At 68.9% G+C, this 15324-nt stretch carries 15 protein-coding genes; 2 read left to right on the top strand and 13 right to left on the bottom strand.

Annotated elements, in window-relative coordinates; translation table 11 throughout:
* Positions 1-2 precede the first annotated feature (2 nt).
* The 13 genes from lpxA to rpsB all read right to left on the bottom strand — a co-directional run bounded on the left by lpxA (position 3) and on the right by rpsB (position 12505).
* Complete coding sequence (lpxA, locus tag VFE82_RS06930; RefSeq protein WP_324999523.1) at positions 3-794, bottom strand: acyl-ACP--UDP-N-acetylglucosamine O-acyltransferase; 792 nt, start codon at positions 792-794, stop codon at positions 3-5.
* Positions 795-799: 5 nt separating this feature from the next.
* Complete coding sequence (gene fabZ / locus VFE82_RS06925; RefSeq protein ID WP_324999924.1) at positions 800-1237, bottom strand: 3-hydroxyacyl-ACP dehydratase FabZ; 438 nt, start codon at positions 1235-1237, stop codon at positions 800-802.
* A gap of 68 nt (positions 1238-1305) precedes the next feature.
* Positions 1306-2274, bottom strand: a complete 969-nt coding sequence (gene lpxD / locus VFE82_RS06920; protein WP_324999522.1) for a UDP-3-O-(3-hydroxymyristoyl)glucosamine N-acyltransferase — start codon at positions 2272-2274, stop codon at positions 1306-1308.
* A 6-nt stretch (positions 2275-2280) separates the two neighbouring features.
* Positions 2281-2790 (bottom strand): OmpH family outer membrane protein, encoded by a 510-nt coding sequence (locus VFE82_RS06915; RefSeq protein WP_324999521.1) that lies wholly within the window; start codon positions 2788-2790, stop codon positions 2281-2283.
* Positions 2790-5084, bottom strand: coding sequence for an outer membrane protein assembly factor BamA (gene bamA / locus VFE82_RS06910; RefSeq protein ID WP_324999520.1), 2295 nt, complete (start codon positions 5082-5084; stop codon positions 2790-2792). Before bamA ends, VFE82_RS06915 begins: the two co-directional genes overlap by 1 nt.
* Positions 5085-5141: 57 nt before the next feature.
* Positions 5142-6515, bottom strand: coding sequence for an RIP metalloprotease RseP (gene rseP, locus VFE82_RS06905; RefSeq protein ID WP_324999519.1), 1374 nt, complete (start codon positions 6513-6515; stop codon positions 5142-5144).
* 19 nt (positions 6516-6534) lie between these two features.
* On the bottom strand, positions 6535-7725 hold the full coding sequence (gene dxr, locus VFE82_RS06900) for a 1-deoxy-D-xylulose-5-phosphate reductoisomerase (protein WP_324999518.1): 1191 nt from the start codon (positions 7723-7725) through the stop codon (positions 6535-6537).
* Positions 7722-8576 carry a phosphatidate cytidylyltransferase gene (locus VFE82_RS06895; protein WP_324999517.1) on the bottom strand — a complete coding sequence of 285 codons (855 nt, stop codon included), beginning with the start codon at positions 8574-8576 and terminating at the stop codon, positions 7722-7724. Before VFE82_RS06895 ends, dxr begins: the two co-directional genes overlap by 4 nt.
* 5 nt (positions 8577-8581) lie before the next feature.
* Positions 8582-9298, bottom strand: coding sequence for a polyprenyl diphosphate synthase (gene uppS / locus VFE82_RS06890; protein WP_324999516.1), 717 nt, complete (start codon positions 9296-9298; stop codon positions 8582-8584).
* Between the two features lie 46 nt (positions 9299-9344).
* Positions 9345-9908, bottom strand: a complete 564-nt coding sequence (gene frr / locus VFE82_RS06885) for a ribosome recycling factor (RefSeq protein WP_324999515.1) — start codon at positions 9906-9908, stop codon at positions 9345-9347.
* Positions 9909-9926: 18 nt separating this feature from the next.
* The gene (gene pyrH, locus VFE82_RS06880) at positions 9927-10646 is read right to left on the bottom strand and encodes a UMP kinase (protein ID WP_324999514.1); all 720 of its coding nucleotides are present in this window, start codon (positions 10644-10646) and stop codon (positions 9927-9929) included.
* A 101-nt stretch (positions 10647-10747) separates the two neighbouring features.
* On the bottom strand, positions 10748-11668 hold the full coding sequence (gene tsf / locus VFE82_RS06875) for a translation elongation factor Ts (protein WP_324999513.1): 921 nt from the start codon (positions 11666-11668) through the stop codon (positions 10748-10750).
* Between the two features lie 84 nt (positions 11669-11752).
* The gene (gene rpsB, locus VFE82_RS06870; protein WP_324999512.1) at positions 11753-12505 is read right to left on the bottom strand and encodes a 30S ribosomal protein S2; all 753 of its coding nucleotides are present in this window, start codon (positions 12503-12505) and stop codon (positions 11753-11755) included.
* A 181-nt stretch (positions 12506-12686) separates the two neighbouring features.
* Here rpsB and VFE82_RS06865 point away from each other — a divergent pair, with 181 nt between their 5' ends.
* The gene (locus VFE82_RS06865) at positions 12687-14024 is read left to right on the top strand and encodes an amidase (RefSeq protein ID WP_324999511.1); all 1338 of its coding nucleotides are present in this window, start codon (positions 12687-12689) and stop codon (positions 14022-14024) included.
* Between the two features lie 21 nt (positions 14025-14045).
* Positions 14046-15317 (top strand): D-amino acid dehydrogenase, encoded by a 1272-nt coding sequence (locus VFE82_RS06860; protein WP_324999510.1) that lies wholly within the window; start codon positions 14046-14048, stop codon positions 15315-15317.
* Positions 15318-15324: the final 7 nt, after the last annotated feature.

Raw genomic sequence — 15324 nt, 5'->3', positions numbered from 1 at the left:
TGTCAGCGCACGATGCCGCGCTGCGGCGACACGCGTCCGAGGAAGTCGAGCATGAGCTGCACGTCGCCGGCGGCATCCGGTGTCGCCTGGGCCAGCGTGCCGATCCGGCCCTTGGCCTCGTCGAATGTCAGTCCGTCGCGGTACAGGGCCTTGTGCATCGCCTTGACCGCGGCGATGCGTGCCGGCGAGAAGCCGCGGCGCCGCAGCCCTTCGAAGTTCATCGAGCGTGCCTGCGCGGGCTGGCCCTGGCTCATCACGAATGGTGGCTGGTCGGCGAACAGCAGCGAGCACATCGCCGTCATGGCGTGCGCGCCGATGCGCACGAACTGGTGCACCACCGTGAAGCCGCCGAGGATCACCCAGTCGCCCACCTCCACATGGCCCGCCAGTTGCGAGTTGTTGGCAAAGATGGTGTTGTTGCCGACGATGCAGTCGTGCGCCAGGTGCACGTAGGCCATCAGCCAGTTGTCGTTCCCCACCCGGGTCACGCCGCCGCCGCCGGGCGAGCCGATGTTGAAGGTGGTGAACTCGCGGATGGTGTTGCGATCGCCGATCACCAGTTCGCAGGGCTCGCCGGCGTACTTCTTGTCCTGGGGAATGCCGCCCAGCGAGGCGAACTGGAAGATGCGGTTGTCGCGGCCGATCGTGGTGTGGCCCTCGATCACGGCATGCGGCCCGACCGTCGTGCCCGCGCCGATGCGCACGTGCGGCCCGATGACGGCATAGGGCCCGATCTCCACCGAGCCGTCGATCTCGGCCCCGGGGTCGACGATGGCGGTCGGATGGATCGCCATGGCCGTCAGCCCACCGTCCGCATGGTGCACATCAGCTCGGCTTCGCAGGCGATCTCCTCGCCGACGCGGCTGACGCCCTTGAACTTGTAGATGCCGGCCTTCGCGCGTTCGAGCGTGACGTCCATCACCAGCTGGTCGCCCGGCTCGACGGGGCGCTTGAAGCGCGCGCCGTCGATGCCCGCGAAGTAGTAGACGGTCTTGTCGTCGGGCGTCACGCCCTGGCTGGCGAACGACAGCAGTGCCGCCGCCTGGGCCATCGCCTCCAGCATCAGCACGCCCGGCATGACCGGGCGGTGGGGGAAGTGGCCGGTGAAGAACGGTTCGTTGATGGTCACGTTCTTGACGGCCCGGATGCTCTTGCCGAGCTCGACCTCCAGCACGCGATCGACCAGCAGGATCGGATAACGGTGCGGGAGGAGCTTGAGGATCTGGTGGATGTCCATCGTCATGGTGTGGGTCGCCGCGGAAGCCGTCCCGGGCGCCGAAGGCGCCCGCGGGAACGGCGTGGGGGTCATGTCTTCTTTTCGAGGGCGCGGATGCGCTCGCGCAGCGTGTGCAGCTGCTTCAGGGATGCCGCGTTCTTCTCCCAGGCCGCATTGTCGTCCAGGGGGAAGACCCCCGTGTAATGGCCCGGCTTGGAGATGGACCGGGTGACGAGCGAGAACGAGGAGATGTGCACGTGGTCGGCGATCGTCAGGTGGCCCAGAATGCCGGCGCTGCCGCCGATCGTGCAGTGGGCTCCGATGGTGGCGCTGCCGGCGATGCCGGCACAGCCTGCGATGGCGGTGTGGCGGCCGATGCGCACGTTGTGGCCGACCTGGATCAGGTTGTCCAGCTTGACGCCGTCCTCGATGACGGTGTCGGCCAGCGCGCCCCGGTCGATGCAGGTGTTGGCGCCGATCTCGACGTCGTCGCCGATGCGCACCGCGCCCAGCTGCTCGATCTTCTCCCAGGCGCCTTGGTTCGGCGCGAAGCCGAAACCGTCGGCACCGATCACGACACCGGGGTGGAGGATGCAGCGCGCACCGATCACGCAGTGCTCGCCGACGCTGACCCGCGACTTGAGCACGGTGCCGGGCCCGATGCGGGCGCCGCGTTCCACCACGCACAGCGGGCCGATCCGGGCGGTCGGGTCGACCACGGCGTCCGGGTCGACGACGGCGCTCGGATGGATCGCCGCGTCGGCGGCTGGTGCGCTCCGGCGCTTCCAGAGCTGCGTGGCGCGCGCGAAATAGAGGTACGGATCGTCGGCCAGGATGGCAGGTCCACGGGCCAGCGCTGCGTCGCGCATGGCAGGCGCCGCGATCACGCACCCGGCGCGCGAGGCGGCCAGCTGCTGCTGGTAGCGCGGATTGCTCAGGAAGCTCAGCTGCGTCGGGCCGGCCGACTCCAGCGGAGCGAGGCCGTCGATGCAGGCCTCGCGATCGCCGTGAAGCTCGCCGCCGAGCGAGTCAACCAGATCGCCCAGACGAAGCTGCACGGGATCTCACTTGGCGGCGTTGAGCGCCTTGATCACCTTCTCGGTGATGTCGTGCTTCGGGTTGATGTAGACGGCCTCCTGCAGGATCAGGTCGTACTTCTCCTGCTCGGCGACCTGCTTGACCACCCGGTTGGCCCGCTCGAGAACCTGCTGCAATTCCTCGTTCTTGCGGGCGTTCAAGTCTTCCTGGAATTCGCGGCGCTTGCGCTGGAACTCGCGATCCTGGTCGATCAGCTGCTTTTGCCGCTGCTGGCGCTGGCTCTCCGACAGCGTGGGGGCCTCGCGCTCGAACTTCTCGGACATCCCCTTGAGCGAGGTGCCCATGTCATTGAGCTCCTTTTCGCGCCGGGAGAACTCCTGCTCGAGCTTGGACTGGGCGGCGCGGGCGCTGTTGGCCTCGCGGAAGATGCGGTCGGTGTTGACGAAGCCGACGCGGAACTCCTGCGCGAACGCGGGAGCGGCCAGAGCCAGCGCGCTCACCAGGGCCCACAGGGAAGGACGGCTCAGGGACTTCATTAGAAGGAGGTTCCGATCTGAAACTGGAATCGCTGGATTCTATCGCCAGCAAACTTGCGGATGGGCTGGGCGACCGCCAGCCGCAGCGGACCGAGCGGCGACAGCCAGGACACGCCGACGCCGGCCGAGGCGCGCAGGTCGGCTGCGCGCACCGGATCGTTCTCACCGAACACGTTGCCGACGTCGGTGAAGGCGAACAGGCGCAGGCTGCGGTCGTTGCCGACCCCCGGGAAGGGCGTGAGCACCTCGGCATTCAGGGTGATCTTCCGCGGGCCGCCGACGCTGGAGCCGGTGACATCGCGCGGGCCCAGCGTGCCCTGCTCGAAGCCACGCACCGAACCCAGGCCACCGGAGTAGAAGTGCTTGAAGATCGGGAAGGGCTTGCCGTTCAGGCCCGCGCCCCAGCCCAGTTCGCCGTTGAAGGCGATCGTGAACGCCTTGCTGAGCGGAACATAGTGCTGGTACTGGTAGTTGCTGCGCCAGTAGTTGGTGTCGCCGATGAGGCCCAATTCGCCGCTCAGGCGCTGCAGCCTGCCCCGCGTGGGCGACAGGGCGCTGTCGCGGTCGTCGCGCGACCAGCCGAGCGTGAACGGCACGAGCGTGCTGGTGTAGCCGACGCTGTCGCCATATGCGAGGTACAGCGCCGGGATGTTGGTGCCCGGGCGGATCTCGGTGCGCTCCAGCCCGGCGCCGAAGAAGACCGTGTCGAATTCGCTGAACGGCACGCCGAACCGCAGGCCAGCGCCGGTGGTGGCCAGCGAGTAGTTGCCGCCCTGCTCGGTGTACGGCCGCGAGTTGCGGTGGTACAGGTCGATCGTGCGGGAGATGCCGTCCTTGGTGAAGTACGGGTCGACCGTGTTGAACACGATCGCGCGGTTGAACTTGCTGGTGTTGAGTTCGGCACCCAGGTACTGCCCGGAGCCGAACGCGTTCTCCTGCCGCACGGAAAAGCCCAGGGCCAGCCGCTCCGCGCTGGAGAACCCGGCCGACAGCTGCAGCGAGCCGGTGGGCTTCTCGGCGACGTTCACGTTGAGGTCGACCTGGTCGGGCGCGCCCGGCACGTCGACGGTCTCGATGTTCACGTCGCGGAAGAAGCCGAGCCGGTCGATCCGGTCGCGCGAGAGCTTGATCTTGTCGCCGTCGTACCAGCTCGACTCGAACTGGCGGAACTCGCGCCGGACGACTTCATCGCGGGTGCGGTTGTTGCCACCCACGTTCACGCGGCGCACGTAGGCACGGCGCGACGGGTCGGCGACCAGGTTGACCGTCACGCGGTTGTTGGTGCGGTCGATGTCCGGCCGCGCCTCCACCTGGGCGAACGCATAGCCGAAGCTGCCGAAATAGTCGGTGAATGCCTTGGTGGTCTCGGCGACCTGGTCCGCGTTGTAGGCCTCCCCCGCATTGATGCGGATCAGGGACTTGAACTCCTCCTCGCGGCCGAGGTAGTTGCCCTCGAGCCGGACGCCGCTCACCACGAAGCGCTCACCCTCGGTGACGTTGATGGTGATGCTGATGTCCTGCTTGTTCGGCGAGATCGCGACCTGGGTGGAGTCGATGCGGAACTCGAGGTAGCCGCGGCTCAGGTAGTAGGAGCGCAGCGTCTCGATGTCCGCATTGAGCTTGGCACGCGAGTAGCGGTCGGCCTTGGTGTACCAGGTCATGAACCCGCCGGTGTCCAGGTCGAGCAGCCCGCGCAGGGTGCTCTCGCTGAACGCCTTGTTGCCCACGATGCGGATGTCGCGGATGCGGGCCGGTTCGCCCTCGGTCACCGTGAACGTCAGGTTCACCCGGTTGCGCTCGATCGGGGTGACGGTGGTGACCACCTCGGCGCCGTACAGGCTTCGGTTGATGTACTGGCGCCGCAGCTCCTGCTCGGCGCGGTCGGCCAGTGCCTGGTCGTACGGGCGGCCTTCGGTCAGGCCGATGTCGCGCAGCGCCTTCTTCAGGTTGTCCTTGTCGAATTCACGGGTGCCGACGAAGTCGACTTCGGCCACGGTGGGACGCTCCTCCACCACCACCACCAGCACGCTCCCCGAGACCTCGAGACGGACGTCCTTGAACAGCCCCAGCGCGAACAGTGCGCGGATCGCGGCCGAGCCCTTGTCGTCGTTGTACTGGTCGCCGACCCGGAACGGCAGCGAGGCGAACACGGTGCCGGGCTCCACCCGCTGCAGGCCCTCGATCCGGATGTCGCGCACCGTGAAGGGATCCACCGCCCACGCATTGACCGCGAATGCCGCGGCCACGACGCCCGAGAACGTGCGCGCGCGCAAGCGCTTGAACTGTTTTTTCATCGATCGAAGGGTGCCCGCGCTGGCCCGGGGCTGGCTGCGGCAAAGCCGTTGTTGTCGTTAACCGAAGAGACGCGTCACGTCGTTGAACAGCGCGATCGTCATCATCACGAGGAGCACCGCCACTCCGCCGCGCTGCAGCCTCTCCATCCATGCGTCCGAGACACTGCGCCCCGTCACCGCCTCCCAAAGATAATACATCAGGTGCCCACCGTCCAAGACGGGCAGCGGCAGCAGGTTCAGCACCCCCAGGCTCACGCTGATCATCGCGAGGAACACCAGGTACTGCACCAGCCCCAGGCTCGCGGATTTGCCCGCATAGTCGGCGATCGTGAGGGGCCCGCTCAGGTTCTTGAGCGAGGCTTCGCCCACCACCATGCGGCCCATCATGCGCAACGTGAGCAGCGACACGTCCCAGGTCTTCACGGCGCCTTGCCACAGCCCCTGCAACGGGCCATGGCGCACTTCCACCATCTCGGGCGCCGCACCCACGTAGGCGCCCACGCGACCGATGCGCCGGTTGCCGTCGGTGGCGACGTCGGGGGTCACATCCAGCTGCAGCGTCGCGCCGCCACGCTCGATGCGCCAGGTCACGGGCGCAGGGTTGCCCCGCTCGGCCTGGGTCCGGATCCATTCGCGCAACTGCTGGCCGTCGGTGACCGGAAGGTCGCCCACGCGGAGCACGAGGTCGCCCTGGCGCAGGCCGGCCCGGTCGGCAGCCCCGCCCGGCACGACATCGCCCAGCACCGGCCGGGTCAGGGGCCCCAGCACGCCGATGCGGCGGAACAGCTGCGCATCGGCGTCGGGCGACTTCACTGCGCTCAGGGGCAGCACCACCTCACGGCCCGAACTGCGCCCCGGCTCCACCACCTCGAGCCGGACGTCGCGGCCATCGAGGGCGCCGCGCGTCAGCAGCCAGCGCACCGACTCGAACGAATCCACCCCGGCCAGCGGCTCGCCATCGAAGGCGGCACGCTCCACGCGCTCGCCACCGGACAGGCCGGCCTGCTGCGCGACGGACCCGGCCACCGGGGGCGCGAGCACGGCCACCGGCTCCTGCACGCCCCACCAGTTGACGGCGGCGTAGAGCAGCACGGCCATCACCAGGTTGGCGGCAGGTCCGGCGGCGACGATGGCCGCACGCGATCGGAGCGGCTGCGTGTTGAAGGCCAGGTGCCGCTCTTGCGCAGGCACGGGCGCCTCCCGCTCGTCGAGCATCTTCACGTAGCCGCCCAGCGGAAACGCGCCGATCACGAACTCGGTGTCCTGCCCGGGGCGCTGCCGCCGGGGCTTCCATCGGTACAGGGTGTGGCCGAAACCGACCGAGAAGCGAAGCACCTTCACCCCGCAGGCGACCGCGACGCGGTAGTGACCCCACTCGTGGACCGCGATCAGCAGTCCGAGTGCAACGACGAAGGCAACGACTGTGAGCATGGCGGCGGCTCCTGTGGACTCAGCCGACCCGGTCGATCGCATCCCTTGCGGCGGCGCGGGCCCGGGCATCCAGCGCCAGCAGGTCCGCGAGCGCCTGGGGTTTGGAGGGCATCACCCCCTCCAAAGTTGCAAGGTTCACGGCATGGATGTGGTCGAAGCGGATCCGACGGTCGAGAAAGGCGGCCACCGCCTCCTCGTTGGCGGCATTGAGGACCGCCGTCGTGCCGGGGGGCGCGCGCAGCGCATCCCAGGCCAGCTGCAGGCCCGGAAAACGTTCCCGGTGGCCGTTGCTGTCCAGCGACTCGAAGCTCATGTCGGCCAGGCTGGAAAAATCCAGCGCGGACGCACCGGATGCGATCCGCTCCGGCCAGGCCAGGCCGTACGCGATGGGCACGCGCATGTCGGGCGTCCCCAGCTGCGCCACCACCGAATGGTCGCGGTACTGGACCATCGAATGGATGACGCTCTGCGGATGGATCACCACCTCGAGCCGCTCGGGCGGCAGGCCGAAGAGGTAGCGCGCCTCGATCACCTCGAGCGCCTTGTTCATCATGGTCGCCGAGTCGACCGAGATCTTGCGGCCCATCACCCAGTTCGGGTGGGCGCACGCTTCCTCCGGCGTCACGTCGCGCAGGCTGGCCGGCGCGCGCTTGCGGAAGGGGCCACCGGAGGCGGTCAGGATGATCCGGTCGACCCGCTCCGTCCAGGTCGCCGGATCCTGCGGCAGCGACTGGAAGATGGCCGAATGCTCGCTGTCGATCGGCAGCAGCGTGGCGCCGCCTGCCCGCACGGCTCCGAGGAACAACTCGCCGCCGACCACCAGGGCCTCCTTGTTGGCGAGCAGGAGGCGCTTGCCGGCGCGGGCGGCAGCCAGGCACGAGGACAGGCCTGCCGCGCCGACGATCGCCGCCATCACCGTGTCGACATCCTCGCCGGCCACCAGGGAGTCCAGCGCCTGAGGCCCGGACAGCACACGCGTGGGCAGCGACTCGGCGCGCACCCGGTCAGCCAGCTCGCGTGCCGCGCCCGGGTCCGACATGACGGCGTGGCGGGGGCGGAACTGCGCGACCTGCGCCAGCAGGGGCTCGACCCGCGAACCCGCACTGAGGGCGGCGACCTCGAAGCGGTCGGGATGCCGGGCGATCACGTCCAGCGTGTTGGCTCCGATCGATCCGGTGGAGCCGAGGACGGCGACGCGTTGGCGGGTCATCGCGTGGCCCAGGTGGCGAGCAGCATTGCAAGCGGCAGCGCCGGCAGCAGCGCATCGACGCGATCGAGCACGCCACCATGCCCGGGCAGCAGTCCGCTCGAGTCCTTCGCCCCGGCGCTGCGCTTGACCAGCGACTCGACCAGGTCGCCGACGACGCTCATGGCCGACAGGAAGGCGACGCCCGCCACCACCAGCCACCAGCCCGTCGCCGCCAGACGGCTGTACAGGCTCGGCACCTGGGCGTCCCAGTGCCGGTCCCCGGCGATCCAGCCGGCGGCGAGCAGCAGCACGCCCAGCATGCCGCCCCACACGCCTTCCCAGCTCTTGCCGGGACTGATGGAAGGGGCCAGCTTGCCGCGGGTGAACTTGAGGCCGAACGTCCGGCCGGCGAAGTAGGCCCCGATGTCGGCCACCCAGACCAGGACCAGCACCGACAGCAGGAAGTTGATGCCCGTGACCCGCGCCTGGGCGACCGCGAGCCAGGCCAGGCACAGGGCAGCGAGCCCGCCAGCCAGCCGCAGGGCACGCGGCACGCGCGGCCAGCCCGTCACGCCCAGACGCAGCAGCATGGCGCCCAGCACCACCCAGGCCACGCCGACGACGCCCCACAGCAGCGGCAGGGTGCGATCCACCCAACCCAGGGCCCAGGCCGCCGCGCACAGCGCTGCGCAAACCAGCCCGAGCGCCACCGAGCCGACCGAGCCGCTGCCGTTGAGGCGGGCGAACTCCCAGGCGCCCGCGGCGATCGCGATCAGTGTGACCGCGATGAAGGGGTGCGGAGTCCGCCAGAACAGGGCGGGCAACAGGATGGCCAGCAGCACGACGGCCGTGATCACGCGCTGCTTGAGCATGCGCGTCAGGCCGCCTTCTTGGCTGGCGGCTGGACCTGCTGGGACGTCTTGCCGAAGCGCCGCTCGCGCTGGCCGAAGTCGGCGATGGCTTCGTCGAGCGCGGCGGCATCGAACTCGGGCCAGAGCTTGTCGCTGAAGTAGAGCTCCGAGTACGCTGCCTGCCACAGCAGGAAATTGCTGATGCGTTTCTCGCCGCCGGTGCGGATCAGCAGGTCAGGGTCCGGCACGTGCGACAGCGCCATGGCCCGGTCGAGCGCCTGCTCGGTGATGGGCTCGCCGCGCTCGGCCAGCCGCGCCGCCGCCTGGGCGATGTCCCAGCGGCCGCCGTAGTTGAAGCAGACGTTGAACGTCAGGCGCGTGTTCCCGGCCGTCGCAGCCTCGGCCTGGGTCAGTCCGGCCCGCACCTTGTCGGACAGGGCCGAGCGGTCCCCGACGAAATGGATGCGCACGCCTTCGGACTTCAGGTGCGGCACCTCGCGGGAGAGCGCCACGGCGAGCAGTTCCATGAGGCCGGAGACTTCCTCGGGCGGCCGGTTCCAGTTCTCGGACGAGAAGGCGAACACGGTGAGCACCTTCACGCCGCGCTCGCCGCAGTGGCGCACGCACGCGCGCAACGCGTCGACACCCTTCTTGTGGCCCGCCACCCGGGGCAGGTAGCGGCGCGTGGCCCAGCGGCCATTGCCATCCATGACGATGGCGATGTGGTGGGGGACTGGTTTCACTGGTGTCGGGCGTTGGTGGAGGTCAGGCGGTCGTGCGCTGCGCGCATCAGACTGCCATGATCTCCTGCTCCTTGGCCTCGACCATCTTGTCGATCTCGGCGATGTGCCGGTCGGTGACCTTCTGGATGTCGGCCTCCGACCGCTTCTGGTCGTCCTCGGATGCCAGCTTGTCCTTGACCAGCTTCTTGACGTGATCGTTGGCGTCGCGGCGCAGGTTGCGCACCGCGATCTTGGCGTTCTCGCCCTCGTGGCGGACCAGCTTGGTCATCTCCTTGCGGCGTTCCTCGCTCATCGGCGGCATCGGCACGCGGATCAGGTCGCCCATGGAGGCCGGATTCAGGCCGAGGTCGCTTTCGCGGATGGCCTTCTCGATCTTCGCGCCCATGCCCTTCTCCCAGGGCTGGACGCTGATGGTGCGCGCGTCGAGCAGGGCCACGTTGGCCACCTGGCTGATCGGCATCATCGAGCCATAGTAGTCGACCTGCACCGTGTCGAGCAGCGCGGGATTGGCGCGACCGGTGCGGATCTTGGTGAGGTTGTTCTTGAAGGCGGCGATGGACTGGTCCATCTTGCCTTCCATGGTCTTGCGGATGTCGGCGATGCTGCTCATGGATCTCTCCTCTTGTCCTTATGCGTAGACGAGCGTGCCTTCGTCCTCGCCCATCACCACGCGCTTGAGCGCGCCATGCTTGAAGATGGAGAAGACCTTGATCGGCAGCTTCTGGTCGCGGCACAACGCGAAAGCCGTGGCATCCATGATGCCCAGGTTCTGCGACATCGCGTCGTCGAACGTGATCTTGCCGTAGCGCGTGGCCGACGGATCCTTCTTCGGATCGGCCGAGTACACGCCGTCGACCTTGGTCGCCTTGAGCACCAGCTCGGCGCCGATCTCGGCGCCGCGCAGCGCGGCGGCGGTGTCGGTCGTGAAGAAGGGGTTGCCCGTGCCAGCCGCGAAGATGACCACCTTGCCCTCTTCCAGGTACTGCAGCGCCTTCGGGCGGACATAGGGTTCGACGACCTGCTCGATGGCGATGGCGGACATGACGCGGGCCACCAGGCCCTGCTTGTTCATCGTGTCGGCCAGCGCGAGCGCGTTCATCACGGTCGCCAGCATGCCCATGTAGTCGGCCGTGGCCCGGTCCATCCCGACCGAGCCGCCCGCCACGCCGCGAAAGATGTTGCCGCCGCCGATCACCACGGCGACCTGGACGCCGGTGTGCACCACGTCGGCGATCTCCTCGACCATCCGCACGATGGTGGCGCGGTTGATGCCGAACGCGTCATCCCCCATCAGCGCCTCCCCGGACAGCTTGAGCAGGATGCGCTTGTGGGCAGGGGCGGCGGGCATGCGGGGACTCCTTGGCGTGACGGATCGAGTTTAGCCGCCCGTCACACGGACGGGCAGGCCGGCGGGGGCGGGAAAGCCCGCGCCGGCGCGGGCTCCGGGCGTCAGGCGCCCTTGGCGGCGGCCACCTGGGCGGCCACTTCGGCGGCGAAGTCGTCGACCTTCTTCTCGATGCCTTCGCCCACCACGTAGAGGGTGAAACCCTTCACCTGGGTGTTGGCGGCCTTGAGCATCTGCTCCACCGTCTGCTTGTCGTTCTTGACGAACGGCTGGTTGAACAGCGACACCTCCTTGAGGTACTTCTGGACACCGCCCTCGATGCGCTTGGCGACGATCTCCTCGGACTGCACCGGCTTGCCGGCGGCCTCGGCGGCCTTGCGGTCCTCGGCGGCCTTGCCCACCGCGACCGCACGCTCCTTCTCGATCAGCTCGGCCGGCACATCGGCGCTGGTCAGCGCGACCGGCTTCATGGCCGCCACGTGCATCGCGACGTCCTTGGCGGCCGCGTCGTCGCCCTGGTACTCGACCACCACGCCGATGCGGGTGCCGTGCAGGTACGCGGCCAGCTTGTTCTCGCCCGTGAAGCGCTTGAAGCGGCGGAAGCTCATGTTCTCGCCGATCTTGCCGATCAGGCCCTTGCGCACGTTTTCCAGGGTCGGGCCGAAGCCGTCCTGACTGTAGGGCAGTGTGCCCAGCGCAGTCACATCGGCGGGGTTGTGCTTGGCGATCAGGGAGGCGGCCGCGTTCGCGAGCGCGATGAAGCTGTCGTTCTTGGTAACGAAGTCGGTCTCGCAGTTGACCTCGAGCAGCGCGCCGGTGGTGCCTTCGATGCTGGCGGCGACCACACCTTCGGCGGTGATGCGGCTGGCGGCCTTGCCGGCCTTGTTGCCGAGCTTGACGCGCAGCAGCTCCTCGGCCTTGTCCATGTTGCCGTCGGCCTCGGTGAGCGCCTTCTTGCACTCCATCATCGGGGCGTCGGTCTTGGCGCGCAGTTCGGCGACCATGCTTGCGGTGATTGCTGCCATGTTGCGGATCCTTTCGGGGAATTCGGGGAAGTTCGGACGGTAAAAAGGGGCCCGAGAGCCCCTTCCTTCAGACGAGGGTGGCGGTCAGGCGTTGGCGCCTTCTTCGACCTCGACGAACTCGTCGCCGCCTTCGGACACGGCGCGGGCGACGTCATTGACGGCGCTCGAGCGGCCTTCCAGCACGGCGTCGGCGATGCCGCGCGCGTACAGCGTCACGGCCTTGGCCGAATCGTCGTTGCCCGGGATCACGTAGTCGATGCCCTCGGGCGAGTGGTTGGAGTCGACCACGCCCACCAGCGGGATGCCCAGCTTCTTGGCTTCGGACACGGCGATCTTGTGGAAGCCCACGTCGATCACGAAGATGGCGTCCGGCAGGCTGTTCATGTCCTGGATGCCGCCGATGTCCTTCTCGAGCTTTTCCATCTCGCGCTGAAACATCAGCTGTTCCTTCTTGCTCATGGACTCGAGGCCGGCTTCCTGCTGGGCCTTCATGTCCTTCAGGCGCTTGATGGAGGTCTTGACCGTCTTGAAGTTGGTCAGCATGCCGCCTAGCCAGCGCTGGTCGACGAAAGGCACGCCGGCGCGGCGGGCCTCGGCAGAGACGATGTCGCGCGCCTGGCGCTTCGTGCCCACCATCAGGATGGTGCCGCGGTTGGCGGAGAGCTGCTTCACGAACTTCATCGCATCCTGGAACATCGGAAGCGACTTTTCCAGGTTGATGATGTGGATCTTGTTGCGATGGCCGAAGATGAACGGGGCCATCTTGGGGTTCCAGAAGCGCGTCTGGTGCCCGAAATGGACACCGGCTTCCAGCATTTCACGCATGGAGACTGCCATGAGATTTCCTGAGGTTGGGTCTAAAATCCGCCCCGAAATCGAGAGGCCCTGACGGGCCGCCGCGACACCTGGTTGAGACGGATTCGCGATTCGTCTTGCCGGTCAGACTGGCGGCGCACCGTGCATCCGCGAGCCCAGCAAAACCGCAAGATTGTAGCACAGGCCCCTCCCTCCTCCCCCCATGAACGACCTCATCGCCACCCGCGAACTGCTCGTGCGCGGCCGTGCCGGCAGCCTCGACGAGCTGGAACGCGCGCTCGACATCGCCCGCTCGCCCGCCTGTGCCCGGGCCTTCGTCGCGCTCACACCCGAGCCTGCCCGGGCAGTCGCCCGGCAGCCGGGCATCGCATCGCAACCGCTGGCCGGCCTGGCCGTGTCGGTCAAGGACCTGTTCGACGTCGCGGGCGACGTCACGACGGCCGGCTCGACGGTGCTGGCCGACGCAGCGCCCGCCAGCCAGGACAGCACCGCCGTCGCCCGGCTGCGGGCAGCCGGCGCGAGCCTGATCGGCCGCACCAACATGACGGAGTTCGCGTTCTCGGGCGTCGGCGTCAACCCGCACCACGGAACGCCGTCCAACCCCGCCGACCCGCAGACGCCCAGGATCCCGGGCGGCTCGTCGTCGGGCGCCGCGGTGTCGGTCGCCACCGGCGCGGCATTCATCGGCCTGGGGTCCGACACCGGCGGATCGATCCGCATTCCTGCTGCGTTGTGCGGCATCGTCGGCTTCAAGAACACCGCCCGTCTGACGTCGCTGGAAGGCGCCTTGCCGCTGTCGTCCACGCTCGACACCGTCTGCGCCATGACCCGTTCGGTGCGCGACGCCGTGCTGGCGCACGAGATCCTCGCCAACCGCAGGGTCGCCCTGCCCGGCAAGCCCCTGCAGCAGTGCCGCTTCGCCGTGGCCCGCACGCAGCTGCTCGACGGCCTCGACCTGCCGGTGGCGCAGGCCTTCGAGACGGCGCTGCGGATCCTGCGCAACGCGGGCGCCCGCATCGACGAGATCGGCCTGGAGTCCGTGCGCGACCTGGGCACCATCCAGTCGACCGGCGGGTTCTCGGCCGCCGAGAGCTACGCCTGGCACCGGGCACTGCTGGCGGACAAGGGCGACGGTTACGACCCGCGGGTGCGCATCCGCATCGAACGCGGCGCCGCCATGAAGGCCTGGGAGTACGTGGACCTGGTGCGCGCCCGTGCCGAATGGATCCGCCGGGTGGATGCCGCGATCGGCGGCTACGACGCGGTGCTCTCGCCGACCGTTCCCATCGTCGCGCCCCCGATCGCCGAAGTGGCGCCGGGTGCCGAGCGCGACGAGGCCTTCTTCCGCGTCAACACCCTGCTGCTGCGCAACACCAGCGTGGTCAACATGCTCGACGGCTGCGCGCTGTCCGTTCCCTGCCAGGCGCCGGGCAGTCTGCCGGTCGGGCTGATGCTGTGGCACGGCGCGCTGCGGGACGACGCGGTCCTCGACGCGGGCCTCGCCGTCGAAGCCGCGCTGGCAGGCACGCGCCGTACCTGACGGCGGCCGCAGGAGTCCCACTTGAAAGTCGCCGTCATCGGCGCCGGCATCGTCGGCGTCACCACTGCGTATGAGCTGGCGTCGGACGGCCACGACGTCACCGTGTTCGAACGGCACGGCGCGGCCGCGGAGGAATCGAGCTTCGCCAACGCGGGCGTCGTCGCGCCTGGCTACGTCACGCCGTGGGCCGCGCCGGGGATGCCGGGCAAGGTGCTTCGCCACCTGCTCGGACGCCATGCGCCGGTCCGGGTCAGCCTGCCGCTCTCGACCCAGGAGCTGGGTTGGATGTGGCGCTGGTGGCGCGCCTGCAACCTCGAGACCTACCGGGCGAACCGGGCACGCCTGCAGCGCCTGGCCTTCTACAGCCGCGAGCGGCTGCACTGGCTGACCGATTCGCTCCAGCTCGAGTACGACCGCAGTCCCGGCTACCTGGTGCTGCTGCGCTCCGAGAAGGACCAGCGGCTGGTCCAGCCCGGCCTGGAGGTCCTGCGCGAGGCCGGCGTGAGCTTCCACGAGATCGATGCCGAGACCACGCGCGCCGTCGAGCCGGCGTTGAATCCGGACACCCGGTTCCTGGGCGCCATCCACCTGCCGGAGGATGGCGCCGCGAACTGCCGCCAGTTCGCACTGCTGCTCAAGGACGCAGCCCGCGCGGCAGGTGCGCGCTTCGAGTTCAACACCACCGTCCAGCCGCTCGACCGGGCGTCGCCGGCCCAGCTCGTGGTGCGACGGGGCGACGGCGGCCCGCAGCAGGTCGGCTTCCACGCCGTGGTGGTCTGCGGGGGTGCCGAGTCGGCCGACCTGCTGCGCCCCCTCGGGCTGCGGCTGCCGCTGGCGCGCGTGCACGGCTACTCGATCAGCGCGCCGATCCGCGAGCCGCTGAACGCGCCGCGCAGCGCGTTGATGGACGAACGCTTCAAGGTCGCGATCACCCGGCTCGGGCAGCGCGTGCGGGTGGCCGGCAGCGCCGAGATCGGCGGGAGTGCCGGCCGCAAGCGCAAGGCCGCGTTGCAGACGCTCTACAAGGTGCTGCACGACTGGTTTCCGGGTGCCGCCCAGTTGTCCAACAGCTGCACCGCGGTCCAGGAATGGAAGGGTGCCCGGCCGATGCTGCCCGACGGACCTCCCGTGCTGGGTGCGTCCGGCGTTCCCGGCGTGTGGGTCAACCTCGGCCACGGCTCCAGCGGCTGGACCCTGGCCTGCGGCAGCGCCCGCGTGGTGGCCGACCTCATGGCCGGCCACGAACCGCTGCTGGACATCGAAGGGCTGGGCATGGAACGGCTGCTCGGCTGAGCGGCAC

Source organism: Ramlibacter sp., assembly GCF_035655895.1.
GTDB lineage: Bacteria > Pseudomonadota > Gammaproteobacteria > Burkholderiales > Burkholderiaceae_C > Ramlibacter.
The sequence above is the reverse complement of the archived record's forward strand: the minus strand, read 5'-3'. Positions and strand labels throughout refer to the sequence as shown.

What these genes read in the sequence shown, in the direction of transcription:
- VFE82_RS06865 (WP_324999511.1), top strand. Translation starts at nt 12,687, where the DNA reads ATGAACGACCTCATCGCCACCCGCGAACTGCTCGTGCGCGGCCGTGCC.
- dxr (WP_324999518.1), bottom strand. Translation starts at nt 7,725, where the DNA reads ATGACCCGCCAACGCGTCGCCGTCCTCGGCTCCACCGGATCGATCGGA.
- lpxA (WP_324999523.1), bottom strand. Translation starts at nt 794, where the DNA reads ATGGCGATCCATCCGACCGCCATCGTCGACCCCGGGGCCGAGATCGAC.
- VFE82_RS06895 (WP_324999517.1), bottom strand. Translation starts at nt 8,576, where the DNA reads ATGCTCAAGCAGCGCGTGATCACGGCCGTCGTGCTGCTGGCCATCCTG.
- pyrH (WP_324999514.1), bottom strand. Translation starts at nt 10,646, where the DNA reads ATGCCCGCCGCCCCTGCCCACAAGCGCATCCTGCTCAAGCTGTCCGGG.
- frr (WP_324999515.1), bottom strand. Translation starts at nt 9,908, where the DNA reads ATGAGCAGCATCGCCGACATCCGCAAGACCATGGAAGGCAAGATGGAC.
- bamA (WP_324999520.1), bottom strand. Translation starts at nt 5,084, where the DNA reads ATGAAAAAACAGTTCAAGCGCTTGCGCGCGCGCACGTTCTCGGGCGTC.
- rseP (WP_324999519.1), bottom strand. Translation starts at nt 6,515, where the DNA reads ATGCTCACAGTCGTTGCCTTCGTCGTTGCACTCGGACTGCTGATCGCG.
- tsf (WP_324999513.1), bottom strand. Translation starts at nt 11,668, where the DNA reads ATGGCAGCAATCACCGCAAGCATGGTCGCCGAACTGCGCGCCAAGACC.
- VFE82_RS06915 (WP_324999521.1), bottom strand. Translation starts at nt 2,790, where the DNA reads ATGAAGTCCCTGAGCCGTCCTTCCCTGTGGGCCCTGGTGAGCGCGCTG.
- rpsB (WP_324999512.1), bottom strand. Translation starts at nt 12,505, where the DNA reads ATGGCAGTCTCCATGCGTGAAATGCTGGAAGCCGGTGTCCATTTCGGG.
- fabZ (WP_324999924.1), bottom strand. Translation starts at nt 1,237, where the DNA reads ATGGACATCCACCAGATCCTCAAGCTCCTCCCGCACCGTTATCCGATC.